The organism is Nostoc sphaeroides (assembly GCF_003443655.1).
In the GTDB taxonomy this organism is placed as follows: domain Bacteria; phylum Cyanobacteriota; class Cyanobacteriia; order Cyanobacteriales; family Nostocaceae; genus Nostoc; species Nostoc sphaeroides.
The window spans coordinates 2,832,685-2,859,152 of the sequence record NZ_CP031941.1; the positions used below are offsets into that span (position 1 = coordinate 2,832,685).

Annotated in this window: 18 protein-coding genes; 14 read left to right on the forward strand and 4 right to left on the reverse strand. The window is 40.9% G+C overall.

All coding sequences use genetic code 11. The features are described 5' to 3' along the window. Positions 1 to 176: 176 nt before the first annotated feature. The 4 genes from D1367_RS12590 to D1367_RS12605 all read left to right on the forward strand — a co-directional run bounded on the left by D1367_RS12590 (position 177) and on the right by D1367_RS12605 (position 4,821). Positions 177 to 1,961, forward strand: coding sequence for a serine/threonine-protein kinase (locus D1367_RS12590; protein ID WP_118166763.1), 1,785 nt, complete (start codon positions 177 to 179; stop codon positions 1,959 to 1,961). Positions 1,962 to 2,105: 144 nt separating this feature from the next. Then, on the forward strand, positions 2,106 to 2,597 hold the full coding sequence (bcp, locus tag D1367_RS12595; RefSeq protein WP_118166764.1) for a thioredoxin-dependent thiol peroxidase: 492 nt from the start codon (positions 2,106 to 2,108) through the stop codon (positions 2,595 to 2,597). A gap of 386 nt (positions 2,598 to 2,983) precedes the next feature. Next, positions 2,984 to 3,610, forward strand: a complete 627-nt coding sequence (locus D1367_RS12600; protein ID WP_118166765.1) for a restriction endonuclease subunit R — start codon at positions 2,984 to 2,986, stop codon at positions 3,608 to 3,610. A 2-nt stretch (positions 3,611 to 3,612) separates the two neighbouring features. Beyond that, positions 3,613 to 4,821 (forward strand): cysteine desulfurase family protein, encoded by a 1,209-nt coding sequence (locus D1367_RS12605; protein WP_118166766.1) that lies wholly within the window; start codon positions 3,613 to 3,615, stop codon positions 4,819 to 4,821. Here the strand turns inward: D1367_RS12605 and D1367_RS12610 are convergent. Beyond that, on the reverse strand, positions 4,769 to 5,725 hold the full coding sequence (locus tag D1367_RS12610) for an aldo/keto reductase (RefSeq protein WP_118166767.1): 957 nt from the start codon (positions 5,723 to 5,725) through the stop codon (positions 4,769 to 4,771). The genes D1367_RS12605 and D1367_RS12610 overlap by 53 nt on opposite strands. A 201-nt stretch (positions 5,726 to 5,926) precedes the next feature. Between D1367_RS12610 and D1367_RS12615 the strand changes: the two genes are divergently transcribed. Continuing rightward, positions 5,927 to 6,667 carry an SDR family oxidoreductase gene (locus D1367_RS12615; RefSeq protein WP_118166768.1) on the forward strand — a complete coding sequence of 247 codons (741 nt, stop codon included), beginning with the start codon at positions 5,927 to 5,929 and terminating at the stop codon, positions 6,665 to 6,667. A gap of 481 nt (positions 6,668 to 7,148) precedes the next feature. Here the strand turns inward: D1367_RS12615 and D1367_RS12620 are convergent, their stop codons facing one another. The 3 genes from D1367_RS12620 to lepA form a co-directional block, all read right to left on the reverse strand. Beyond that, the gene (locus D1367_RS12620) at positions 7,149 to 8,210 is read right to left on the reverse strand and encodes a cyanophycinase (RefSeq protein ID WP_181985157.1); all 1,062 of its coding nucleotides are present in this window, start codon (positions 8,208 to 8,210) and stop codon (positions 7,149 to 7,151) included. A 600-nt stretch (positions 8,211 to 8,810) separates the two neighbouring features. Next, positions 8,811 to 9,998, reverse strand: coding sequence for a glycosyltransferase family 4 protein (locus D1367_RS12625; RefSeq protein ID WP_118166769.1), 1,188 nt, complete (start codon positions 9,996 to 9,998; stop codon positions 8,811 to 8,813). 757 nt (positions 9,999 to 10,755) lie between these two features. After that, positions 10,756 to 12,567 (reverse strand): translation elongation factor 4, encoded by a 1,812-nt coding sequence (gene lepA, locus D1367_RS12630; protein WP_118166770.1) that lies wholly within the window; start codon positions 12,565 to 12,567, stop codon positions 10,756 to 10,758. A gap of 631 nt (positions 12,568 to 13,198) precedes the next feature. On the opposite strand from lepA, the gene D1367_RS12635 reads away from it, so the two are divergent. From D1367_RS12635 to D1367_RS12680, 9 genes are all read left to right on the forward strand, one after another. Next, complete coding sequence (locus tag D1367_RS12635) at positions 13,199 to 13,435, forward strand: hypothetical protein (RefSeq protein ID WP_118166771.1); 237 nt, start codon at positions 13,199 to 13,201, stop codon at positions 13,433 to 13,435. A 170-nt stretch (positions 13,436 to 13,605) separates the two neighbouring features. After that, positions 13,606 to 15,369, forward strand: coding sequence for an ATP-binding protein (locus D1367_RS12640; RefSeq protein WP_118166772.1), 1,764 nt, complete (start codon positions 13,606 to 13,608; stop codon positions 15,367 to 15,369). 724 nt (positions 15,370 to 16,093) lie between these two features. Beyond that, positions 16,094 to 16,324, forward strand: coding sequence for a NifU family protein (locus tag D1367_RS12645; RefSeq protein WP_069069965.1), 231 nt, complete (start codon positions 16,094 to 16,096; stop codon positions 16,322 to 16,324). A gap of 78 nt (positions 16,325 to 16,402) precedes the next feature. Next, positions 16,403 to 18,637, forward strand: coding sequence for a glycoside hydrolase family 57 protein (locus tag D1367_RS12650; protein WP_118166773.1), 2,235 nt, complete (start codon positions 16,403 to 16,405; stop codon positions 18,635 to 18,637). Positions 18,638 to 19,347: 710 nt separating this feature from the next. Then, positions 19,348 to 20,409 carry a serine/threonine-protein kinase gene (locus D1367_RS12660; RefSeq protein ID WP_118171383.1) on the forward strand — a complete coding sequence of 354 codons (1,062 nt, stop codon included), beginning with the start codon at positions 19,348 to 19,350 and terminating at the stop codon, positions 20,407 to 20,409. A gap of 424 nt (positions 20,410 to 20,833) precedes the next feature. Continuing rightward, the gene (locus D1367_RS12665) at positions 20,834 to 22,870 is read left to right on the forward strand and encodes a serine/threonine-protein kinase (protein WP_181985158.1); all 2,037 of its coding nucleotides are present in this window, start codon (positions 20,834 to 20,836) and stop codon (positions 22,868 to 22,870) included. 466 nt (positions 22,871 to 23,336) lie between these two features. Next, positions 23,337 to 23,636 (forward strand): WGxxGxxG family protein, encoded by a 300-nt coding sequence (locus D1367_RS12670; RefSeq protein ID WP_118166776.1) that lies wholly within the window; start codon positions 23,337 to 23,339, stop codon positions 23,634 to 23,636. A gap of 409 nt (positions 23,637 to 24,045) precedes the next feature. Beyond that, positions 24,046 to 25,305, forward strand: coding sequence for an O-antigen ligase family protein (locus D1367_RS12675; protein ID WP_118166777.1), 1,260 nt, complete (start codon positions 24,046 to 24,048; stop codon positions 25,303 to 25,305). After that, entirely contained in the window at positions 25,298 to 26,458 is a 1,161-nt protein-coding gene (locus tag D1367_RS12680; RefSeq protein ID WP_118166778.1) for a glycosyltransferase family 4 protein, read from the forward strand. Before D1367_RS12675 ends, D1367_RS12680 begins: the two co-directional genes overlap by 8 nt. Positions 26,459 to 26,468 lie beyond the last annotated feature (10 nt).

Consider the following 26,468-nt stretch of genomic DNA (forward strand, 5'->3'; position numbering starts at 1 on the left):
GCCGCAGGCATCGCTCTCAACCTTATTAGAGAACTTTTATTTATGGTAAACAAAGATGAATGAGTGCATAGGCTTGCAAGAACCGCAGGCATAGCTCATTGTCCTAATTTTTACTGGTGACGTGAATATCCTAGTAAGGCTAGACTGTCAGGGCAAACTGTGTTGCAAAAAACACCATGAACCTCTGCATTAATCCCCATTGCCCAAGACCCCAAAATTCTGAAAATATACTGTTTTGTCAAGCCTGTGGCTCAGAATTGCTCTTGGAAGGACGGTATCGAGTGACTCGCCAATTAGGTGCTGGTGGTTTTGCCAAGACATTTGAAGTCAACTACGCTAACACCCTTAAAGTCTTAAAAGTTCTAATGCTGGATGATGCCAAGGCAGTATCCCTGTTTCAGCAAGAAGCACAAGTCTTAAGCCATCTGAATCATCCAGGGATTCCAAAGGGAGATGGGTACTTTACCTTTTCTCCCAAAAATAGCCAAGCGCCACTGCATTGCTTGGTAATGGAGAAAATCGAGGGGTTAGACTTGTACCAATATATGGAACAACGAAGTAATCGCCCCATTGATGAAAAGTTAGCACTTTTATGGCTAACTCAGTTGGCAAATATTTTGCATGAAGTGCATCAACAGAACTTTTTTCATAGAGATATCAAGCCAGCAAATATTATGCTCAAAGCAGATGGACATCTAGCTTTGATAGATTTTGGTACAGCAAGAGAAGTTACACAAACCTATCATCAAAAAGCAGCAGGGCAGAATATAACAGGGATTATTTCACCAGGTTATACACCATTGGAACAAGCCAATGGTAAAGCCGTACCACAATCAGACTTTTTCGCCCTCGGTCGCACATTTGTTTATTTACTTACTGGCAAATCTCCAGATCAATTTTCTGAAGACCCGCGAACTGGTAAGTTAATGTGGCGAGACAGTGCCTCACAAATATCTAAGCAGGTAGTTGGTTTGATTGATTACCTGATGGAAGCATTTCCTGGCAAGCGTCCTCAAAATGCCCAGATGATTTTGAGGTGTCTATCAGAGATTAATTCAACTGTGCAGTCATATTCTATTGGTTCTTCAGCATCACAATTACCACCTACAGAAATAGAAAAGCCTAAACAAAGTAAGCAACTTAAAAGCTCAGTGACTACCCAAATTGAATCTTCAAAAACTGAAACCAATATATTTTCTAGCAAGACTGCCCAATTCACAGGTGGAGTAATTGCTTTCGCTATACTATTTTTAATTAAATTCGGTAGTCGAGGAATCTATAAGCCTTTTCAATCTCATCCAAGTCAGCCAGTGCTAACTTCAACACCAACTGAGCTACAAGCAAGTAATTCTAAGGAGTCAGCAAATAATTCTGAGCAAGCAAGTACTGATTCAACGAGTCAACAACCTTCTATTTCTGAGGAAAATATACCTTCAGGTGTTCCATCTGGTTGGAAGAAGTTTGAGGGTGGTGGTGCAGAATTGTGGTTGCCTCCAAGTTGGGAAGGTGGCGACCCCAGTCAAAATCTAGATGCAATGATTAGAAAAATAGAAAGCCTTGGTTCAAGCTGGGAAGGGTCTGCTCAAATGCTGAAACTAAACCCTTCGGCCTTTTCTATCTTGGCTTTTGACTCGTATAAGGGTGAATCAAGCTTCCCAACTAATGTAATTGTCTCTTATGAAAAAATACCTATTAAGATGAATTTAGAAACTTATTTACAAGAGACACTCAATAAGTTTCCTTCTGATATTCGAGTGATAAATGTAAAGACAGGATCTATTGAAGGCTATGAAATAGGAAAAATAATCACGGAAATACGGCTTCGGGATGCTAAACAAATATACTATTTAATTAAAGACAGAAGCAGTATTAGGGCTGTAATTTTTTCTACTAGTACCAATGAATTTGAAGTACGCTTACCAGTATTTGAAGGAAGTTTTGGTACTTTCTCAGTGAAGTAGTTGCTTGTAAGTAAAAATTGCTTCTAATTGTTTGGGTTTTGCTATTATTCAACCAAAACTAATACTATTCGTAATTAGTGGTTACGTGCGATCGCTCAATCTATGTACAATTCTAAAGCGGTCGCAATCTCTCACACTTCTATCATGAGCAATATTCCCCAAGTCGGACAACCAGCGCCAGATTTCTCCACCCCTGACCAAAATGGCAATTCAGTCACTCTCGACGATCTCAGCAGTCAGTGGGTTGTCCTCTACTTCTACCCCAAAGATGACACACCCGGTTGTACCACCGAAGCGAAAGATTTCAGCGAGTTGTATCAAGACTTCAGCGCACTGGGAACGAAAATCTTAGGCGTGAGTCCCGATTTGGGTAAGTCCCATTGTAAATTTATCAGCAAACATAACTTGTCAATCACCCTTTTAAGTGACCCAGAACATATTTTGACAGAAGCCTACGGCGCTTGGCGCTTAAAAAAATTTATGGGCAAAGAATATATGGGTGTTGCTCGCTCAACTTTTTTAATTTCACCTGATAAAATGATTGTCTATGCTTGGCCGAATGTGAAAACCAAAGGTCATGCTTTGGCCGTTTTAACTAAATTAAGGGAATTAGCAGCAACGCAAAGTCCCAAATGAGTTAGGCAAACACGATTGGATGCAGGTATAGTTACAGCAATGCTACGTGAATCACATTTATAGTAATCAAGCAGGATGTGAGCAGCTTATTTGAGCAAGCGATGCTGATGCACTACTAACAGAAGAGACTAAAGAAATTATCAAAGGTAAAATTGATGTATTAGTTATTCAAAATCAGCTATAGTTACTAATAAATAAAACAAGATAAACCAATGTATGCTTTATCTGAGACATTAACTTTATATAGACGCGAAAATGAATTATATAAAGTTTTGAATATGTTAAAAACAATAGGTCAAGTTATAAGTTAATTATCTTTAATATTTGTATATAGGTTAATTTTAGAAACCTGTTATAATATTTAAACTGCATCTTTAAAATGAATTATGGTTCAATTTATTCAAGCACAAAATGTTGGGCTTGCCTATTTGGAAGAAAGATTTAGTCTACAACTAGCCAAAGATGAGGCATTCTTCACAGAATGGTTTGAAAATTTACCGGAAACTACAGATTTAGAAAAGCAAGATTTAGACAGAATAAAACTTCATTTTCTCCGCTTAGTCAAGCGTCCTCCTTTGTCAGAAGAAACAGTAAAATTAGTAGTTTTATCTACTTTACTCAATTTAGCTGGATTTTATGATGAGCCTTTTTATATGAGAGGCGAGGAATCAATAAGAATTTCTGCGGAAGATGAAGGAGAAATCATTAGAGGTAGAATTGATGTTTTAGTTATTCAAGAACAATTTTGGTTGTTAGCAATTGAATCTAAAAGGTCTAGCTTTTCTCTTTTAGAAGCCGTACCTCAAGCACTTGTTTATATGTTGGCTAATCCTAATCAAGACAAACCTACTTTTGGATTAGTAACAAATGGTAGTCATTTCATTTTTGTAAAACTGATTAAACAAAATATACCAAAGTATGCGTTATCTGATGAATTTACGGTGTTGAGAAGAAAAAATGAATTGTATCAAGTTCTAAGTGTATTAAAAAATTTGAGTCAAACTTTGAAATAATTATGTCTATTCGTCCTATATACCTTGATTGCCACGCTACAACAGCCGTAGATGAACGGGTATTAGCAGCAATGCTCCCCTACTTCACAGAAAAGTTTGGCAACCCAGCAAGTATCGGTCATGTTTACGGTTGGGAAGCAGAAGCTGCTGTTAAGCAAACGCGAGAGATTTTAGCAGCAGCAATTAACGCTACTCCTGAAGAAATTGTTTTTACCAGTGGTGCAACAGAAGCGAATAATTTAGCTGTTAAAGGTGTTGCTGAAGCTTATTTTAAAAAAGGTCAGCATATTATTACTGTTGTCACTGAACATAATGCAGTAACTGACCCTTGTAATTATTTAAAAACTCTCGGTTTTGAAATCACTATTCTCCCAGTTAAAAAAGATGGACTTATTGATTTAAATGAGTTAAACAAAGCTTTCCGCCCTGAGACAATTTTGGTTTCGGTAATGGCTGCAAATAACGAAATTGGCGTTTTACAGCCAATAGCCGAAATTGGGGAACTATGCCATGCTTACAACATCATTTTCCACACCGATGCAGCCCAAGCTATTGGTAAAATTCCCCTGGATGTGCAAGCGATGAAAATTGACTTGATGTCGCTAACTGCACACAAAGTATATGGGCCAAAGGGAATTGGGGCGCTGTACGTCCGCAGGCGTAACCCCAGAGTCCAACTAGCTCCCCAGCAGCACGGCGGCGGACATGAACGGGGGATGCGGTCTGGGACATTGTATACACCGCAAATTGTCGGCTTTGGGAAGGCTGTAGAAATCGCTTTGGCTGAACAAGCAACAGAAAACCAACGCCTCACCCAGTTAAGGCAAAGCTTGTGGTCACAGCTTTCCCAACTTGAAGGAATTCATCTCAACGGACATCCTCAATACCGATTGGCGGGAAACTTGAATATCAGCGTTGAGGGAGTGGATGGAGCCGCACTGTTGCTAGGATTACAGCCAGTAATGGCGATTTCTTCTGGTTCTGCTTGCTCATCGGCAAGTACAGCCCCCTCCCATGTACTTACAGCACTGGGAAACCCCCAACAGTTAGCTTATGCCTCAGTGCGGTTTGGGATTGGCCGATTTAATACCCAAGAGGAAATTGATATTGTGGCGAAACATGCGATCGCCACCATTCAAAGTTTACGCAATTCCTCCTTTATGGATTCTCACGCAAGAAAGCGCCAATCTGATCTAGCTCCTGCTGATTGAGGCGAAATTTCCCAGCAGCGATGATTCCTTCCACCTGCTTGGGATTGCGTGCGCCAACGATCGCAGCCGTCACCGCCGGATTGTTTAAAGTCCAAGCGATCGCTACCTCACCAGGGGAGCGATCGTATTGCTTACCAATATCCTGTAACACCTCCACCAGCTTCAGGTTACGAGATAGACGTGGCTCCTGAAATTCACTGCTATTCTTGCGCCAATCATCATCTGGTAAATTAGCAACCCGCTCAGATGTCATCTTTCCAGTAAGCAAGCCAGATTGCATCGGTGAATACACAATTACACCGATGTTATTTTCTTTACAGAAGGGCAAAATTTCGTTTTCGACATCGCGCTTAACTAGTGAATAAGGCGGTTGTAATGAGGTAACTGGTGAAATCTCTTGAACACGTTTCAACTGTTCTACATTGAAATTTGAAACTCCGATATAGCGAACCTTCCCTTCATCTTTGAGCTTGGCTAGAGTCGTCCAGCCTTCTTCGATATCTGAGTCTGGGTTAGGCCAGTGGATCTGGTAGAGATCAATGGTTTCAATATCAAGTCGGCGCAAACTATCTTCAACTTCCCGCCGCACAGAATCCGCCTTCAAGCTGCGACCAATTTCGCCCTTTTCATCCCAGATCATTGAGCATTTAGTAAAAATGTAGGGACGACTAGATCGACCCTTGAGCGCCTTAGCAACAACCTCCTCCGAATGTCCCAGACCATAGATAGCTGCGGTGTCAATCCAATTAACGCCCAGATCCAGAGCGCGAGCGATCGCTTCCATCGATTCCTGATCATCCTGCGCTCCCCAACCAAAAGCCCATCCACCTCCACCGATCGCCCAAGCTCCAAAGCCGATTGGGGTAATGTGAAGCTCCGAATTACCGAGCTGTTTGGTTTGCATATCTATTTTCTCCAAGGATTTTTGAGTCAATTGTTAGTTTAGGTTGCAAATATTTTCTCAACCGCTATCTGAGGTGTGAATGACTACTGGTGAAAACACAACAGCAAATCATTACTTATGTAGGATTACTAAATCCTAAGTGTACTAGACTTGCTCGAAGATAGTAACATTTGTCAGTGTTTATCAAAATAGAGAAGTAATATGTCAGAAGATTTAAAAGGTAAAGTTGCGCTGATTACTGGTGCAAACAAAGGTATCGGGTATGAGATCGCACGCCAACTAGGTTCTAGAGACGCTACTGTTCTTGTTGCTGCAAGAGATATCAAACGTGGTGAAGAAGCGGCGAATAAACTTTGTTTAAATGAGATCGATGCCCGATCAGTTCAACTTGATGTCACCGACCAAAAAACAATCGATTCTGCGACTAAACAAATTGAAAGCGAATTCGGAAAACTTGACATCCTTGTAAACAATGCTGGGATAATCAGTGATGGCGATCGCCTTCCACCGAGTCAAGTTGATATTGAAACACTGCGACACACTTACGAGACGAATGTATTTGGAGTGTTTGCAGTTATAAAAGCGATGCTGCCACTTTTAAAGAAGTCAACAGCAGGGCGAATAGTGAATTTATCAAGTGGTTTAGGTTCTCTGACTCTAAACTCTGACCCAAATTATGAGTTCGCTGATTTTCAGCTTCTTGCATATAACTCATCAAAGACAGCAGTAAATGCGCTCACAGTTTTGTTGGCTACTGAACTTAAAGATACCCCGATTAAAATTAATGCTGCTGACCCAGGTTTTACAGCAACTGACATTAATCAATACCAAGGATACCGCACTGTTGAGCAGGGAGCGATCGTAGCAGTGAGACTTGCCACTCTACCTGATGATGGTTCTAGCGGAGGCTTTTTTGATGAGGATGGCCTAGTTCCCTGGTAGGAAGTAAGGGACTTCCAACTAAAAAAATATCCCATTGGGCAGGGGAGCAGGGGGCAGGGGGCACACTTCGACTGCGCTCAGTGACCAGGGGGCAGGGGAAGAATAATAACTCCTAACTCCTAACTCCTAACTCCTAACTCCTAACTCCTAACTCCTAACTCCTAACTCCTAACTCCTAACTCCTAACTCCTAACTCCTAACTCCTAACTCCTAACTCCTAACTCCTAACTCCTAACTCCTAACTCCTAACTCCTAACTCCTAACTCCTAACTCCTAACTCCTAACTCCTAACTCCTAACTCCTAACTCCTAACTCCTAACTCCTAACTCCTAACTCCTAACTCCTAACTCCTAACTCCTAACTCCTAACTCCTAACTCCTAACTCCTAACTCCTAACTCCTAACTCCTAACTCCTAACTCCTAACTCCTAACTCCTAACTCCTAACTCCTAACTCCCCACTCCCCACTCCCCACTCCCCATTTAATATGGATTTGAATCAATTCGTCCCCTTTTGACACTCCTGAGGTAGTACCCAGAAGTTGGTCTGTTTCTCAAGTTAAAGGTGTCGCCACTGCGAACTTTCCAAATTTTGTAATTAGAAAAGGTCAAAGGCGTTCGGGGTTCGCATACTTCCGGTATATGATTACCAAGTACAAAGTACGCGTCACCCCTACCCATAACTTTCACCAAACCGTTTTTATCCACAAGAACTGATGTACTTTCACTAACCGCTATGCCTAAAACACTGTCAGATACACCGTCCTTAATTTGACGGGCAATAAAAGCCATAATTCGACCCATTCTTTGCCGCCTGTCGAAGTGCGTATCTACGATGGTTCCCTTCAAATTACTCCAATTGAAAAAGTTGTAAGTAAAAGTAATGTCCCGGTAGGGATCTTCGAGTGCATCTCTAGTTTCAATGCCTTTTTTAGAAGAAGCGCAAGCATCATAGACACAATCACTTTGGATCATCGCACCCGCACTAGTGCCACCAATACCACCTCCCTTAAGATAAACTGACTTAACAGCAGCCTCAAGCTTGGTATCTTTCCAGTTGCGGATGTATTGACATTGGTCGCCGCCAGCAAAGAAAATCACATCAGCATTTCTGACTTTTTCATAAATCTCAGCTTTGTTTGCTTCTTCTCTATTCCGAATCAGAAGAGTTTCCACAAAGTTTACGCCCTTCATGGCATAAATTAGCCGATTGTAATCGTGATTACCATTCGTGCGGAGAACTACAACATTAACTTTAGTGCCGGAATTGCTACCTCCCCTAACTTGGTTGATCATCCACTGGATAGCATCATCGACATCGGGGCCACCCCCACCTAAGCTAAGGACTGGGCCTGCTAAGGAGGGTCTAGCATTGTCGAAAGAGGGAGAGGGAGAGGGGGGGGAGGGGCGGACATCAACAGTGTCACCCAGAAAGTAGCGTTTCCAGCTTGCAATAAAACGGGTTATTAGGAAGGTTCCCATCTTCAACAACTTGATTCCTGTATTTTTCAAGCGCCTTGCTATGCTTGGGAATGCCTTTGTCATACTAAGCTTCTGGAGCAAACTGCAATTATTGCTAGGCTGTTACGCACTTTAATTGCTTATTTTTCCGGGAAATTCGTCTTTTGTCATTAGTCATTTATCAGTTATCTTTTATGAATAATCAATGACAAATGACAGTTTTAACGAAAAAATCTGCAACTTAAACGCGTACTAGCTTAACTCTGGCACTAGAGAGGGTAGAATTTCCAGCGTACAGGGCTTGTACTGTTTGTTAACTCAAAATAACGCCGAGTAATCATTTATTCTTTGCTCTACTCTACGAAAATCCCTACATTACTTGTGTTGTTTGTAGCGCAATACAGTTCAGTTAAGGGACTTTGCCTCGTTCCCAGCCTCTGGCTGGGAATGCCTACTAAGAGGCTCCGCCTCAAGACTTGCGGCAGAGCCGCAATGAATAGCATTTCCAGCCAGAGGCTGGAAACGAGGTTTTAACGAGGTTTTAACGAGGTTTTAAAGAAGTTTCTGGTTAAGTTTACACCTATGAGCAATGGTGTGCCCTTACGATCGCTCAAAAAATGATATCCGAAACCCGATTAAATTTGTACTTCTCCAAAAGAACTTTTTGGAGAAGTCGGGGTATGCTTACCAGGAAATTTGCGATCGCTCTTGTACAACTCGCTGATATACTTCTTCAGTTTGCTTGGCTAATTTTGGCCAGCTAAAGCGTCGCTTTAAATCCTCATAAGCGTTATCCACCAGCCATTGCCGATATCCTGGATTTTTTAAAACCTCTAAAATTCCCCAAGCTAAAGAATCGGGATTGTTTACCCAAGTTACAATGCCTGTTTTGGTATGTTGCACTACTTCGGGAAAACCACCAGTATCAGAAACTACTACCGGAACACGAGAAGCAAAGCTTTCTAAAGCCACAATCCCGAAAGGTTCGTAAAGACTAGGAAATACCGCACAATCAGCGACAGTTTGGAATCTATCTAAGTATTGATCGGAGAGAAAACCTGTAAAATAGCAATGATGCCAAATTCCCAAATCCCAGGCTTGGCGCTTGAGATGGTCAGTATTGCCGCCACCAACAATTACAAATTTAACGTTACCTCCCATTTGGGAAAGGATCTTAGGTGCAGCATTGAGCAATACAGGTACACCCTTTTCGTAGGTCATGCGACCAAGGTAATAAACGATTTGCTCATCGTCTGTGGCGAATTGGCGGCGAAAATTCAGAGCATGAAAATCTACGTTATGCTGTTTCTTTTCGGCTCGGATACCGTTATAAATGACATCGATTTTGTCCCAAGGACTGTATAGCGCTCGTTCTACTTCTTGGCGCATATAGTCGCTACAAACAATAATCCGCCAAGCGTTGTAAGCTAGCAAGGTTTCTTTGCCATTTATATAACCTTGAATATCTGTGTGAATACCGTTATAGCGTCCGTATTCCGTGGCGTGAATTGTGGCAATTAGTGGTATTTTAAAATTATGCTTGAGAGCGATCGCAGCATCTCCTACCAACCAATCATGGGCATGAATTAAATCAAAATGCCCTTCCTCTAAAATCAACTTACCACCGTGATCTCCCATACTCAGGTTGAGATTGACTACCCAGTGGAAAAAGTCGTTACTATGTGCCACTGGCACCCGATGTATCTTTACTCCCTCAACCACTTCATACATCGATGCATGACCAAACTCTGCTGTAATTAAGTGGACTTCATGCCCTAGCTTTACCAGTTCCGGGTACAACTCCGCTACATGCCGCGCAATTCCCCCAATAATCCTTGGCGGAAACTCCCAACTCAGTACCAGTATCTTCATCTGCTAGATTCCCCGACACTTTACAAATATCTAAAAAATTACATTTACCTAAAAATACAAGGGTGGCAAATGCGGTGAGTATGTTTACTAAAATTTTGAGATTTTTTAACAGTTATTTTGTTAAAGCTTATCAAAGGTTATCAACTGCGGGCTAGGGATCACAAACAAGGTGTAATTCGTAATTAGGGAACTCCAAAAAATAAATTATTCCACATTAAAGTCGTTGACTGTTGACTGTTGACTGTTGACTGAAAACTCGTGAACCGTCAACGGTCAACGGTGAACAATAGCAATGGAATATTTTTTTACTTGGAAGTCCCTTAGAACAATTTAGCATCCCCTTTGCAACTGAGGCTTTAAGAAGGGGTAACGACGACGATCATAAACAGACCATGCTGTAGGGGCACAGCAATGCTGTGCCCTTACGAAAGATATGGTTTTTAACCTTTATTCATATTTGGTATTTATTGTCAATGCGTAAGTCCTAAAGATTAGCCCTTTCAAGGTGGCCAACGAAGATACGTTGTTTCAGTGCTACCATCTTGAATCCTCTGCTCAGATTTTGGGCTTTTTGAAGGTTGAAATAACCAATTCTCGTTCTAAATCTCACCACCTTGAAAGGGCTAGTCCTAAAGATTTTGCATAATACCAAAATCCTTGTAGAGACGTAGCACTGCTACGTCTCTACATCCAGATTCATACTTTAATTCAGCAACGCCATTTATTCGGTCTTTGAGATGTCGCCGCAAGCATTAAATCAGTTTTGATCTAAGCGCAGTACTGCCATAAAGGCTTCTTGCGGTACATCCACAGTACCCACAGATTTCATCCGCTTTTTACCTTTTGCTTGCTTCTGTAATAGTTTCTTCTTCCGACTGATGTCACCACCGTAGCACTTAGCTAACACATCTTTTCGCAAAGCGGGGATGTGTTCGCTGGCGATAACTTTACTGCCAATAGATGCCTGAATTGGCACTTTAAATTGATGGCGGGGAATTAGTTCCTTGAGTTTTTCTGCCATTGCCCGCCCGACGTTGTAAGCTTTATCCCGATGCACAATCATCGCCAAGGAATCCACGGGATCGCCGTTGATCATAATATCCAGCTTCACCAAAGGATTTTCACGGTAGCCGATAATGTGATATTCCATACTAGCGTAACCGCGCGATCGCGACTTCATTTGATCAAAAAAGTCAGTCACAACTTCCGCCAACGGTAGCTCATACGTAAGTGTGGTTCGTCCTTGGGTGAGATATTTCATATCTTTGAAGATGCCACGGCGGTTTTGTGACAACTCCATCAAGCTGCCAACATAAGTTTCCGGGGTAATCATCTCTACTTGGACGTAGGGTTCTTCAATTCTTTCGCGATCGTTGGGAGAAGGTAAGCGGCTAGGATTATCGATGTATAGTTCCTCACCTTTGAGGGTAATCACCTTATAAACCACCGAGGGGGCTGTAATGATTAAATCTAGGTTATACTCCCGCTCTAGACGTTCCTGAACAATTTCCATGTGCAGCAAGCCCAAGAATCCGCAACGGAAGCCAAACCCCATCGCGCTGGAAGTTTCTGGTTCGTAATGCAGTGCTGCGTCGTTGAGTTCGAGCTTTTCTAAGGCTTCCCGTAAATCTTCAAATTGATCAGCATCAATGGGGAACATCCCGCAAAAAACCATTGGGTTCGCTTCTGCGTAACCTGGTAAAGGTGACTCAGCTTTCGCCTTACTGAGGGTAATTGTGTCTCCTACCCGTGCATCAGCTACAGCTTTAATTGCCGCTCCTAAATAGCCTACTTCACCAGCGTGGAGTTCATCAACTTGCTTTTGAGTGGGAGAAAGAACGCCTAACTCATCAATTTCAAATTCTTTACCCGATGCCATTAAATGGATGCGATCGCCTTTTTTCACAGTGCCATCCATCACCCGGAAATATACAATTACTCCTCGGTAACTGTCGTAATAGCTATCAAAAATTAATGCTCGTAAGCGTTCATTTATGGTATTTGGCGGTGGTGGTATCCGCTCCACAACTGCTTCTAAAATCTCATTAATACCAATTCCTTCTTTAGCAGAAGCCAGAATCGCACCACTGCAATCTAAACCGATAATTTCTTCAATTTCGCCAATTACCCTTTCTGGTTCAGATCCAGGCAAATCGATTTTATTCAAAACCGGAATAATTTCCAGGTTATTCTCTAACGCTAAATATACATTCGCCAAAGTTTGCGCCTCCACACCTTGAGACGCATCTACTACCAATAGCGCTCCTTCACAAGCAACAAGAGAGCGAGAAACTTCATACGAGAAATCCACATGTCCTGGAGTATCAATTAAGTTCAGCACATACTGCTGACCATCCTTAGCCGTGTAATTCATTCGGGCAGCTTGCAGCTTAATTGTAATGCCGCGCTCCCGTTCCAGATCCATGTTGTCGAGAAACTGTTCCTTCATCTGTCGGTCTTCAACAGTGCCAGTAGCTTGTAGCAAGCGATCGGCGAGGGTTGATTTCCCGTGGTCGATGTGAGCAATAATACAAAAATTGCGAATGCGAACTGCGGGAACGTCAGTCATATACTATCTTTGCCTTAGCAGCAACCAAAGTTAAAAGAGCAATTTACTTAATGTATTTTAATGCTTTCTTAGCCAAGACGCTGCTTTTAATGGGGACTAGGGACTGGGGACTGGGGACTGGGGACTGGGGACTGGGGACTAGGGACTGGGGACTGGGGACTAGGGACTAGGGACTAGGGACTGGGGACTAGGGACTAGGGACTAGGGAAGAGTTTTCCTAACCTAATCTCTAATACCCAGTCCCCAATCCCCCTCTTTACCCCGTCTTTAACTTTTGATCTCAATAGGTGGACTTTTAAGAATATTATGAAAGTCTATTTGTCGTTGCTAGTATTCAACAGCTAGGAGCGTACAATAAATGTAAATAAGTACATGTAGGGATCATGTAGGGATCATGGATAATTACCACCCGTAATTCCCCGTAATCACTGATTTATCGGCAAAACTTCTAAAGCCATTGTCTAGTAAGTTATATGAAAAATGCGATTTAAAACTTAAAGCTGTTACTTTGGTGCTATTTCAGGGAACTATGTAAATGTCCCGTTGAAGATTTTCAGTGAATTAGCCCAAATTATGCATATAACTACTTTACAAAGCTTTAGACAAAATCAATTCAGAGTATATCAAATCTATGAATATGCAAGAGAAAACTACCGAAGCGGAAAACACACCAACCGATAAGGTAGAAATTGCTGTCCGCCTGGACTCCGAGCTACTAGAGCAAATTCAGCATCTCACTAATGACCCAAGTAAAGTGATTGAGGTGGCAATTCGCCAGTGGTTGCGGGGTGAAATCCTTAGAGATGACGAACTGACGCGCACCCCTGTGCGTACTCCCGTTCCTCCTCGGGGTGAATGGAATGATTGACGCTATTAATCAGCTGTCAATGGAAGTCAAAAAGTAAAGTTTGCCAATTTGGATTTCAGATCACCAAGAAATACTCAATAAAAAACGAAAAAGCTGTAAGAATTTATGCAAAAATTTGAGCAGCTTTAGTAAAATTACGGTCGGATACCCTTTGTCATCCAACTCAATTAATGACTATTACTGCCAATTCCCAATTGTCAAATGTATTTCCCCAAAAGCTGGAATCTATTACCAGCAAGATTGATGGCTCATTACCAACTCTAGGATCTGAGTTGGTGTATACACAAGATCGGGCAGGGCGCTATCTGACCTTTTATTGGCAGCACAGCGAACTGCTGGGGTTAAATAGCGAGAAAATAGTTGAGGAGCTAAACCAGACTCAAACCTTTGCCCCAGTGGATAAGGTTAGTTACTTGGAACGATCGCACCGAATTTTAACAAGCTTGGTGCCAGAAAGGTTTCAGTGTTGGTTTAGCTACCAGCAGGAATTATTTGAGTTGGACTTGGTGATTAGTCCAATTATGCCGAGTTTGGGAACAACTGCCACTACAGTTTTAGTGATGGGACGGTTGGTGCAAGCGACACTCAACAAAAAACAAGTGCCTGTGGCATCAAAAATGCCCACACAAATAGAGTTGGCAATAAGATCGCAGCAACACCAAAAACGAGTCAATCGGATTACCAAAAATATCCGGCGGACGTTGGATTTAGATATTATTTGGCAGCAAACAGTTGATAGTTTGGGGAAAGCACTGCGGCTAGAACGCTGTATTATTTGTCCTTATCAGCCCTCTAGCTCAAAAGTGGAGGTGAAGGCTGAGTATCACCAGGCAGCACTCAAATCAATGCTTGGCTTAGAAATAGATATAGCTTCAGAGGCTGCCTTTGCTCAAGCTTTGGCAACCCTAGAACCAGTTGTAATGGAAGTGTCTGGATACGCACAGTCTGGGCGGCAGAAAACTTTGGTGATTGCAACTTGCTATCAAGACCAGGCTAATGGATTGGTTGCCTTGAGTTGGCAGGATGAATGCTACACATTATCAGAATCAGAATTAGAACTGGCAAAAGAAGCAGCAGATCAATTGGGAACTGCGATCGCTCATGCTACTTTATATGAAGAATTAGAAGTAGCGCGTCAAAAAGCCGAAGAAGCTTCCCGTCTCAAAAGCGAGTTTCTGGCTAATGTATCCCATGAAATTCGGACTCCCCTCAACGGCATGATTGGCTTCTTGAAGCTGATTTTGGAAGGGATGGCAGATGATCCAGAAGAACAAAACCAGTTTTTGTCAGAAGCTCACCAATTATCGATACATCTGCTAAATATTATCAACGACATTTTGGACATCGCTAAAATCGAAGCTGGCAAAATGGAGCTAGCTTACGCTCCAGTCAAGCTAGATGAGCTATTCCATGATGTCGAAAATTTCATGCGTCCCCAAGCAGAAATGAGAAATCTCAGCTTCCAGATGCAAATGCCTCCTACCTCCGATGAAATCATTGTCCAAAGCAACTATCAACGGTTGCTACAAGTTATGCTCAATTTGGTAGGTAATGCCATCAAATTTACCCATGAGGGTGGTGTCACCGTCAGCGCCGATTTAGTAATCAAAAAGGCGAACTTTCAAGATCAGCAGTTTCCTGGCATGGTGAAAGTACGTGTAGCTGACACTGGTATTGGTGTTTCTTTAGACAAACAAGATAAACTGTTTCAATTATTCTCTCAGGTGGATGGTTCCCGCACTCGCCACTACGGCGGCACAGGTTTAGGATTGGCAATATCCCAAAAGCTAGTGGAGGCAATGGGCGGGGAGGTACATTTTTATAGTCTAGGTGAAGGACTTGGTTCAACAGTCACATTCACCGTACCACTATATCAACAACCAGTCATGGTTTCATCTAATGATGGCGACTCAACAAATAGTGCTGAATGTTAGTCATTGGTCATTGGTCATTGGTCATTAGTCATTTGGAAGATTACCAGTACTGGGTTTTGAGTTTTAAAGTTTAAAGCTTTTAGGACTTACGCACTTTACAAACTTAGCATCTTATGATTATCAAGCTTATTAACATAAAAGTCTTGCCCTACCTCGTTCCTGGGCTGCTGCCTGGGAATGTGACACTTGAAGGCTCTGCCTCCTGTCAAACAAAGGAGGCAGAGCCTCCCGAATAGCATTACAAGGCAGCAGCCCAGGAACGAGAAATGATGCACACTTTATTATGTCTGTCAATGCGTAAGTCCTAGCTTTTTAGTAATTTAATAAGCATATTGGGCATGGGGTCTTGGGAAAAAACTTCCTTGTCTTCACCTCCTAGCGTTCTCTTCAGGACTTAAACCGCTAAAGTAGAGTAGGAGGGCTTGTACAAGAAATTGTTCAGCTAATCTAATATGAAGTTGCTAAAACCAGCAGGGGTTTAGTCAAAAGTCATTAAAAACTGACACCTGACAATCTAGCGGCAATTAGATTTAGGAGCGATTTAACAAAGCTGGAAAACAAAATTTTGGATAATGGTTAATGACTAACCACGCATAGAGCATAGAGATCATTATTATTCAATGCCCCATGTCCAATGCCCCATGACGGCAGTTGCTCCACTTGGGGACACCCCAAGACCGCACTACCTCCCCAATCCCCATCATTAACTTAGCAGGTCTAAACTATGGAACTCACAATTGACAACGTTGAAACAGTTTTAGATGAAATGCGCCCTTATCTGATGTCTGATGGCGGCAATGTGGAACTCGTAGAACTCGATGGGCCTATTGTAAAACTGCGCCTGCAAGGTGCCTGTGGTTCTTGCCCCAGTTCTGCAATGACTCTGAGAATGGGTATTGAGCGCCGCTTAAAGGAAATGATTCCCGAAATTGCAGAAATTGAACAAGTGGTGTAAAAGTTAGGAGTTAGGAGTTAGGAGTTATGAGTTTTGATTCAACTCCTAACTCCTTATTCTTAACTCCTAACTATTCCTATGTCCCATCCTCTTTACATCGCTTTTATCTGGCATCAACATCAGCCTCTGTACAAATCTCCTGGCAGCGGCGTTTCGCTATCTCCGAGTCAGCAGTACCGACTTCCTTGGGTACGTTTGCATGGGACTAAAGATTATTTGGATTTGGTATTGCTCTTAGAGCGGTATCCTAAGTTACACCAAACGGTGAATTTAGTACCATCGCTGATATTGCAACTTGAAGATTATATTGCTGGCACTGCTTTTGACCCTTACCTCACAGCCAGCTTGACACCGGATGAACAACTCACGCAGCAACAGCGCGAATTTATTATCCAACACTTTTTCGATGCCAATCATCATACTCTAATTGACCCTCATCCCCGTTATGCCGAGTTGTACCAGCAAAGGCAGGAAAAAGGGCAAGCTTGGTGTTTAGCAAATTGGGAATTGCCAGATTATGGCGATTTGCTAGCTTGGCACAATTTGGCTTGGATCGATCCTCTGTTTTGGGATGACCCGGAAATTGCTACTTGGTTAAAACAGGGTCGGAATTTTACTTTAAGCGATCGCCAGCGCATTTATTCCAAACAACGAGAAATTCTCAGCCGCATTATCCCCCAACATCGCAAAATGCAGGAAGCGGGGCAGCTAGAAGTTACCACCACGCCTTACACTCACCCGATTTTACCTTTGCTAGCTGATACTAACTCTGGTCGGGTAGCTGTGCCCAATATGACACTACCTAAGCAGCGTTTTCAGTGGTCAGAAGATATTCCTCGCCACTTGCGGAAAGCTTGGAACTTTTATAAAGAACGCTTTGGACAGATACCTCGTGGTTTGTGGCCTTCGGAACAATCAGTAAGTCCGGCAATACTTCCAGATATTATTAACCAAGGATATAAGTGGATATGCTCAGATGAAGCCGTTTTGGGATGGACGCTGAAACACTTTTTTCATCGGGATGGGGCAGGGAATGTACAGCAACCAGAACTATTGTATCGACCCTATCGCCTGCAAACTGCCGAGGGTGACTTGTCAATTGTGTTTCGTGACCACAGATTATCAGATTTAATTGGCTTTACTTATAGCGCGATGCCTGCAAAAAAGGCAGCGGCGGATTTAGTGGGACATTTGCAAGCGATCGCTAAAATGCAAAGAGAAAGTCAAAGTGAAGAACCTTGGCTAGTTACCATCGCTTTGGATGGGGAGAATTGCTGGGAATTTTATCCCGAAGATGGGAAACCCTTCTTAGAAGCTTTATATCAAAGTTTGAGCGATGAACCCCGCCTCAAACTCGTCACCGTCTCCGAATTTCTCGAAGAATTTCCAGCCACAGCTACCATTCCCGGAGGACAACTACATAGTGGTTCTTGGGTAGATGGCAGTTTCACCACTTGGATCGGCGATCCCGCCAAAAATCGTGCTTGGGATTACTTGACAGAAGCTAGAGTTATGCTTGCAAGTCATCCTGAAGCGACGGAAGAAAACAACCCAGAAGCATGGGAAGCGTTGTATGCCGCAGAGGGTTCAGACTGGTTTTGGTGGTTTGGTGCAGGACACTCCTCAAATCAGGATGCCATTTTTGACGGGTTGTTTCGAGAACATCTGTTTGGCATTTACAAGGCATTAAATGAACCTGTACCGCCCTATCTCAAGCAACCAGTGGAAGTCCACGAAGCACAGACAAACCACACCCCACAAGGGTTTATTCATCCCGTCATCGATGGTAAAGGTGATGAACAAGATTGGGACAAAGCTGGACGCATAGAAATCGGCGGGGCGCGAGGGACGATGCACAATAGCAGTGTTATCCAGCGACTTTGGTATGGGGTGGATCACCTCAATTTCTATGTGCGGCTGGACTTTAAAGGTGGTGTTGCACCAGGGCGGGATTTTCCAGCAGAGTTGAATTTACTGTGGTTCTATCCAGAAAAAACAATGGTTAACAGCCCAGTTCCTTTGGCAGATTTACCAGATGCAGCCCCACTTAATTACCATTTCCATCATCTTTTAGAAGTTAACTTGCTGACGCAATCGATTCAATTTCGGGAAGCTGGAGACAATTATCAATGGCATCCCCGTTTCAGTCGCGCTCAAGTAGCTTTAAATAGTTGTTTAGAGTTGGCAGTCCCGTGGGCAGATTTGCAAGTTCCGCCAGATTATCCCCTACGCCTGATTTTGGTGCTTGCAGATGAAGGGCGTTTTTGCAACTATTTACCAGAAAATGCTTTGATTCCTATTGAAGTGCCTTAGAACTCAATAGATTTGGTGTTTAGGGACTGACAAATAAAAAAATATCCAATTAACTCCTGTGGGCTGGGCATCTTGCCCATAGGTGTCAACTTAAGGTGAAAGCTGTTTCTAGACTGGCTTTTAGAGATCGCCTCCTTCGTCTCGTCGTCTCGTTCCCAGTCTCCGACTGGGAATGCCCCTCGTTGAGGCTCCGCCTCCCTTGCTGGCGGCAGAGCCGCCAAGAGCAGCATTTCCAGCCCAGAGGCTGGAAACTAGGTTTTAAAACAATACGGTTCAGTTAAGGATTTTTGGTACTAATTTTAGACCTGTAGAGACGCGAAATTTCGCGTCTTTACCAAGGTTTTTGGGCTTAACTGAACTGTATTGGGTTTTAAAAGAGTTTTAGCTTAAGTTGACACCAATGGCAACATGAGCGCCCTATGGACTGGGCGCTCATGTTGCCCACCCCACAATATTGGATAATTTATTTCTTGGAGTTCCCTTACCTTAAGTTCACACAAATGATAGATATACGCCCCTACAGCCGATTCATGTGCGGCAAATAATTTTTACCCATATTTGATGTTATTTGTCAATCTGTAATTTCTACAAAAATTTATTTTTATTTGTTGAGGAACTTTGATGATTTGGCAAAGTTACAGTAATTTTACTGTCGCCCAAGAATATTTGTCGTAAGATTAGAAACATTTAAAAGCAGATATTCTATGCTAATGGATCGCTTTTCTCAGAAAATAACGAATTCTCAAGAGAGCATTTCACCGCAAACTCAACTTGCTCAGATGTGTGGCTCCAAGAAGCTATGGCGCGATCGCTATGAAATATTGCAAATTTTAGGTAGAGGTGGATTTGGAATCACGTTTTTAGCCAAAAATGCTGTATTACCTGGGAATCCTCTGTGTGTTATTAAACAGCTTTGTCCGAAAGTGACTAATCCTCAAAGCTGGCAAAGGGCATGTCGGCGCTTTGAAAAAGAAGCAAGAACTTTGGGGCAACTCGGTAGTCATTCGCAAATCCCCATGCTATTAGACTACTTTCAGGCGAATGGAGAGTTTTTTTTAATTCAAGAATACATACCAGGTTTGACTTTAGCACGAGAAGTGCGGCAAACTGGCCCCAAAAGTGAAGCATCAGTTAAACAGTTTTTGCAAGAATTATTACCTGTATTACAGTATCTTCATAAACATCATGTAATTCATCGGGATATTAAACCACAGAATTTATTGCGGTGTGAATATGACAGGCGAATAGTGCTGATTGATTTTGGGGCGGTGAAAGAGCAATTAGCTGATGCTTGTGAAAACTCTCCCAATCAAGTTGCAAACACCAACTTTATCGGAACCAGGGGATTTGCACCACCAGAACAGTTTTCTCTACGTCCAGTTTATGCCAGTGATATTTATGCACTGGGTATAACTTGTATTTTTATGTTGACTGCTAAAAGTCCTTTAGAATTTGATTACGATGCAAATACTGGTGAAATATGCTGGCGAAAAGAAGTAAATATTAGCAATAGTTTCGCTCAGATTTTAGGAAAAATGGTGAAAATTTCGTTAAACGAGCGGTTTAAGACTGCCGATGAAGTGATGAAAGCTTTAGGTAATGAAAACTATTTGTCTACTTTAGCTGACTGTCTAACTACCCAAAAATTAAATAATAAAAGTATTGCACAACACGGAAATTTCCACGAAATTCCTGATGTACCTGATGTATATATACCACCTGTAGCTAGAACTGCAAGTGCTATTCGGAAATGGAGAGGAAGATCGAAGTAAAAAGGTCGCACAGCCTAAAGTATCAAATTAACAATTAATCATGGATGATTTAAAATATCAAAAACAAATTTAGTAAGCATTTTAACTGCATTTAATAGTCATGATGGTTAATTAATCAGGGTTTATCTTTAATACTTAGTAGGTTATCGCTTGTCAATATACAAGCAAAATTACTAGGTTTAAAAGTTCCGAAAAAATTTTTATTCAAATTATTATATAATCGATAGAATAATTAATCTTATGGCTCTCGTAGTTTTCCACAGATGAGGAAGACTGACACTATTTACAAACGCTAACTATATTAAGTAATTCCCCAATCCCCAGAACAGGGTTTTCTACCACGAGTAAGCGAGAGTCAATTTTCTTAAGGGAAAGTTCGGGGCAAACTTAGCCTAAGTTGTCATGCAGTCGCGCCTGTCAGATAATGATCTGCTGCTTAAATCCCGATTGCTCAAATCCCCTGAATCCCAATGGAAAGAAGTTTTGCCAAAGTTGTAGCACCCCATTGGTGTCACTTTTAAGAAATCGCTTTCGTGTCATCCGAGTCCTTTCAGATGAGGGGGGATTTGGCAGAACCTATCTATCAGAAGATGTCGATAAACTTAATGAACGTTGTGTTATCAAGCAATTAGCTCCAAAATTTCAAGGAACTTGGTCGCAAAAAAAGGCGATGGAGTTGTTTGCTGAAGAAGCGCAGCGACTACAAGACCTTGGGGAACATCCCCAAATTCCGACTTTGCTAGCTTACTTTGACCAAGACGGCTGTCTATATTTAGTGCAGCAGTTTATTAATGGAGAAAATTTATTAAAGGAGTTGCAACAGCGCAAGAGTTATAACGCTAGGGAAATTCAATCTATTTTGCTAGATTTACTGCCCATCCTCAAATTTATTCACGATCGCAAAGTCATTCATCGGGATATCAAGCCAGAAAATATTATCCGCAATAAAAGTGATGGGCGATTAAGTCTGATTGATTTTGGTTCCTCAAAGCAATTCACCGCCAAAGTTCAGCAGAAATCTGGCACATCCATTGGTTCACATGGTTATTCTCCCCTGGAACAGATTAGAGATGGTAAAGCTTTCCCCGCCAGTGACTTGTTCGGTTTGGGGGCTACCTGCTTTCATCTGCTAACGGGAAATTCCCCCTTTCAATTGTGGATGGAATCTGGGTACGCGTGGGTGAGTAATTGGCGGGAATATTTGCGGAGTCCCTTAAATGCTGAGTTGGATTTTGTCATCGACAAGCTTTTGAAAAAAGATATCCATGAACGTTACCAGTCAGCCGATGAAGTTCTTAGAGATTTGAGTCCAAAACAACTTCTGGCGCTACCACCAGCCGGGAAATCCTATGGAAAAATACCACCAACTAAAGCACCACATTTACCAAAAAGTTATCCCTTACTGAGAATTTTAATCTTAGCAAGTGCTTTGATTCTGTTGTTTGGATTTCAAGAATCTTGGTATAGACATTTTCGCCGGATTCAGACTAGTTTAGTCTCTCGGCTGACTCAGCATAATAATTCTGGCAAAGATGAAGCGTTTTTAGGTCAACCGCTAAAGATTACTTTGGGCAAGGTTTCTTTAGCTAATACTTTGCAAGGGCATAAAAACTCAGTTTTATCTGTCGCCATCAGCCCCGATGGCAAAACTATTGTCAGCAGTGGGGGAGATAGCACAATCAAACTTTGGAATTTCGCAACCGGAAAACAAATCTCTTCACTCAACGCCTATTCTCAGCAGGTGAATGTGGTAGCGATCAGTCCAGATGGCAAAACTCTAGTTAGTGGTAGTGATGACAACACCATCAAAATCTGGAATTTGGGAACGCGAAAGCAAATTCGCACTCTTACAGGGCATTCTGATTCAGTTCATGCCTTAGCCATCAGTGCTGATAGCGAAACTCTGGTTAGTGGTAGTGATGACAACACCATCAAAATCTGGGATCTAGCAACAGGAGAGCAAATTCGGACACTGACAGGGCATACATTCTGGGTGCGATCGCTAGCTATTAGCCCTAATGGTGTGATTCTTGCCAGTGGCAGTTTTGACAAGACTATCAAAATCTGGAATCTGACAAAAGGGTACTCAATCCGCACACTAGAGGGAAATTATCAAACAGTAACAGCCGTGGCTATCAGCCCAGATGGTAAAACTTTAGCCAGTGCTAGCCGCAATCGCACCATCAAACTTTGGAATCTAACTACGGGAAAAGAAATTCGCACACTTACGGGACATGCCAACACAGTTACATCCGTAGCCTTTAGCGCTGATGGTAAAATTGTTGCTAGTGGTAGCCGCGATCGCACCATCAAACTGTGGAATTCAGCCATAGGAGAAGAAATTTTAACATTGACGGGGCATAGCAACACTGTGACATCGGTAACCTTTAGCCCTGATGGTAAGACTCTTGTCAGTGGTAGTGAAGATAATACTATTAAGATTTGGCAATTGTCTCAGTGAGGATGGGATTTTGAGAGTTATCGATAGTTTGGAGCAGAAAAATACAGGTTCACAATTTTATGCGATCGCGGCATAAATATTGCCTTAAATTATCAGCATCTGTCATACCATTTCACTTTAATAATGATACAAATACGCTGTAGGGGCAAGGCCCAATGCCCATAGTTGTCAAACTAATTCATAATTGATAATTAATAATTCATAATTTAAATCAGTGGGAGCAAGAAAGTACTGATTTTAGACCTGTAGAGACGCGAAATTTCGCGTCTCTAGCAAGGTTTTTCGGCTTAACTGAACGGTATTGGGGGCTAATCGCTAATATCATCTATATCAAAATGCTTATTTACTCGATGACTAATGCACCTTTAAGCGGATTTATATTTGCAGCTAAAGATTGATGCTATTAGTGTCAGAACTTAATATGCTTTAACTATTACTTGCAGCAATTCAATTGAGGAATGTGATCGTGAAACGCTTTAATCTCTCCAAAATTTTAGGAAGTACTGTTCTAGCTCTAAGTTTGGCTACCTTACCTACAGTTTTGCCTGCTTCGGCTCAGACAACAAGCACTACTGATGGAACTGTTACAAATACTACTACAGACGGCGCTGCTACCGACAGAAATTATCGTGATGGTGATTGGGGTTTGTTGGGCTTACTCGGTTTATTTGGTTTATTTGGTCGTAAGAGCCGCAAAGCCGATGATAATGTAGCTTACCGTGATCCTAATGCCGTAGGTTCCTCTGGCTCCCGTTCTAACTTTTAATAATGAGTTGCGTTCTAATTTCGCGTAAGTCCTAATGATAATTATGGGACAAGCCTGCCGATGCAGGCTTTGTTCGTGTCTATACACGATTGCAAGCCTTGGGGAGTCAGGGCGTGCCAAGTTTGCCGAATTGAATTATTAATTGGGATTTCCCAAAAATAAAATTGGCAAACAAGACTGCGCTCCTAGTTTACCTTTCAGAGCTTCACCGATGGTTATTTTTGCTAAATCTAGAGGCTGGCGATCGCTCTTAAATTTACGTGCATCAACGATGACTGTAATATGATAATATTCTTTAGGTACTCAGTATTTTAGCTGAGACAAAATATCATAATCTATTCTTAAACTTGCGAATGTGGGTTTAATTTAGCGTTTTTCTTGTCAAACAAGTATCCACAACGACAAGGTTATGATTAATATATTTTTCCTGCTCATATTATTTGCTTCACTTTTAGGGCGGATTAAATTTCCTGGAATAAATATTGGTATTCATTATTTATTACTTCCTGCATTTAGCTTTGGTGTAATTAGTTTGTCTTTAAAATCTATACCAGAAGTTGTTAAAAAGCATAAAGTTATTTTGATATCTATAAGTCTAATGTATTTGTGGATGTGGCTTTCTTCATTAATGAGCCAATTTCCAACCATTGCTATTACTTATAGTCTAAAATATTCTACTTATTATATATTATTTTTTGCGTTTTTGGTGTTAACTTTTAAAAGTATAAATTTAACGTTTTACTATCGTTGCATATTATATTTACTAGAGATAATTGCAGTTTTGGGTTTTTTAGAAGTTTTACTTCCCAACCAGTGGATTTTCAAATTATTAAAATTCCCCAGCTTTTATCCAGAAATTGGTTCAATTATGCAAAACCCTAATCAGTTTGGGGTAATAGTAGCCATTGGATTATGTTTAAGCTTGATTTTAGAAAAGCAGAATAAAATTTCTAAAATTGAATTATATGTCAGCGAATTAATTTTTATAATTTCCTTAGCTTTATCTACCAGTGGAAATGGTTGGTTAACTTTCATGACTGGCATGTTACTTTTGCTAATATATAAAATTATTAGTTTTAGAAAAATGATTTATCTAACTAGCTTTTTATTTTTATGTATTGTAACCATACCAGTTTCTACACAGAGAATTGGTTTGGCAAATAGTAAAATATTTCCATTAATTAATATATTTTCAGAAAATTCCAATTTAGTAAATCCAAATAAAAAAACGCTTATTACTATAATAAAAACAGGCTTCTCAAGGTTTGAAATGTGGCAGGTAGCTATTAATGAAACTATTAAAAGGCCACTTAGTGGTATAGGTATAGGAGTTTTTCCAGAACAGATAGGGGTAAAAGTTTGGGGACATAAAGGTTATCATGCACACAATATATTTTTAAATGTGTTAGCAGAACAAGGAATTCCGGGATTCTTACTATTTACTAATTTTTTAGTAAAAATAATATTTAAAATTAAATATATTAATTCTCTAGTTACTGTTCCGATTATTATGTTTTTAGCTTCTCAAATGCCAGATTTTTTTGCTGAAGACTATACTTTTACAACTATTGAGTTTTATTTTATAGCAGCAGCTATTAATTATCGACAAAATTTTGTGATGCAATTAAAGCCTGAAATTATTGAAGATTTTCAAAGAAGTTATGATTAATAAACATCATTTTTACTTAATATTTCCGAATATATTTGATTTTAAGGGAGGCATTCAAGTTTACTCAACATTTTTGTTGAAAGCTTTACAAGAAGTATATATTGAAGCTGATTATGATGTGTTTTTGAAGTATGACAAGCCTAATTTAAAACAGCAGCAAAACTTGCAATTTTTAAGTTTAACAAAGTTCCATTATTTTGGAAATTTACCAAGATTATTGCAAACTATTTTATTTGCTACCAAAATAATTATTTTAGCTATTATCCAACGTCCTACTATAGTCATATCAACTCATGTTAACTATACCATTGCTTGTTATATTCTAAAACTTCTCACTGGAATTCCTTACTGGGTAGTTGCTCATGGCTTAGAAGTTTGGGATATTGAAAATAATGCTATTATAAAATTAGGATTACGAAACGCAGACAAAATTATTAGTGTTAGTAATTACACTCGCCAGCGCTTGCTTCAATATAAAAACATTGACGCTGATAAAATAGTCATTTTAAGTAATACGTTTGATGCTAATAAATTTAAAATAAATCCTAAACCTAACTACTTGCTTAAGCGATATAATTTAACGGAACAACAGCCTGTAATTCTAACAGTAACGCGGCTGGGACGCATGGCAAAATACAAAGGTTATGATCAAATGCTTTATGCCTTACTTAAAGTGCGCCTGCATGTCCCTAATGTCCACTTTATCCTTGTAGGGAAAGGGGATGATATACCTAGAATTCAAGCTTTAGTTAACAACTTAAATCTACAAGATTGTGTCACTATAGCAGGATTTGTACCAGATGAAGAATTATGTGATTATTACAATCTTTGCGATGTTTTTGCTTTGCCTAGTAAAGGAGAAGGATTTGGAATTGTTTATCTAGAAGCGTTAGCTTGTGGTAAACCTGTGCTGGCGGGTAAACAAGATGGTTCCATAGAACCCTTAGCTGAGGGGAAATTGGGATGTTTGGTTGATCCCGATAACGTTGAAGAAATTGCCGATAATCTAATTCAAATTCTGCAAGGGGATTACCATAACCCAGTAATTTACCAACCAGAATACTTACAACAAAAAACTATTGAAGCTTTTGATTTTAGCCAGTTTCGTACAAATTTAGCAAAAATGGTTGATGAGCATTTAGTTAAAATTTAAGGATTTTTTT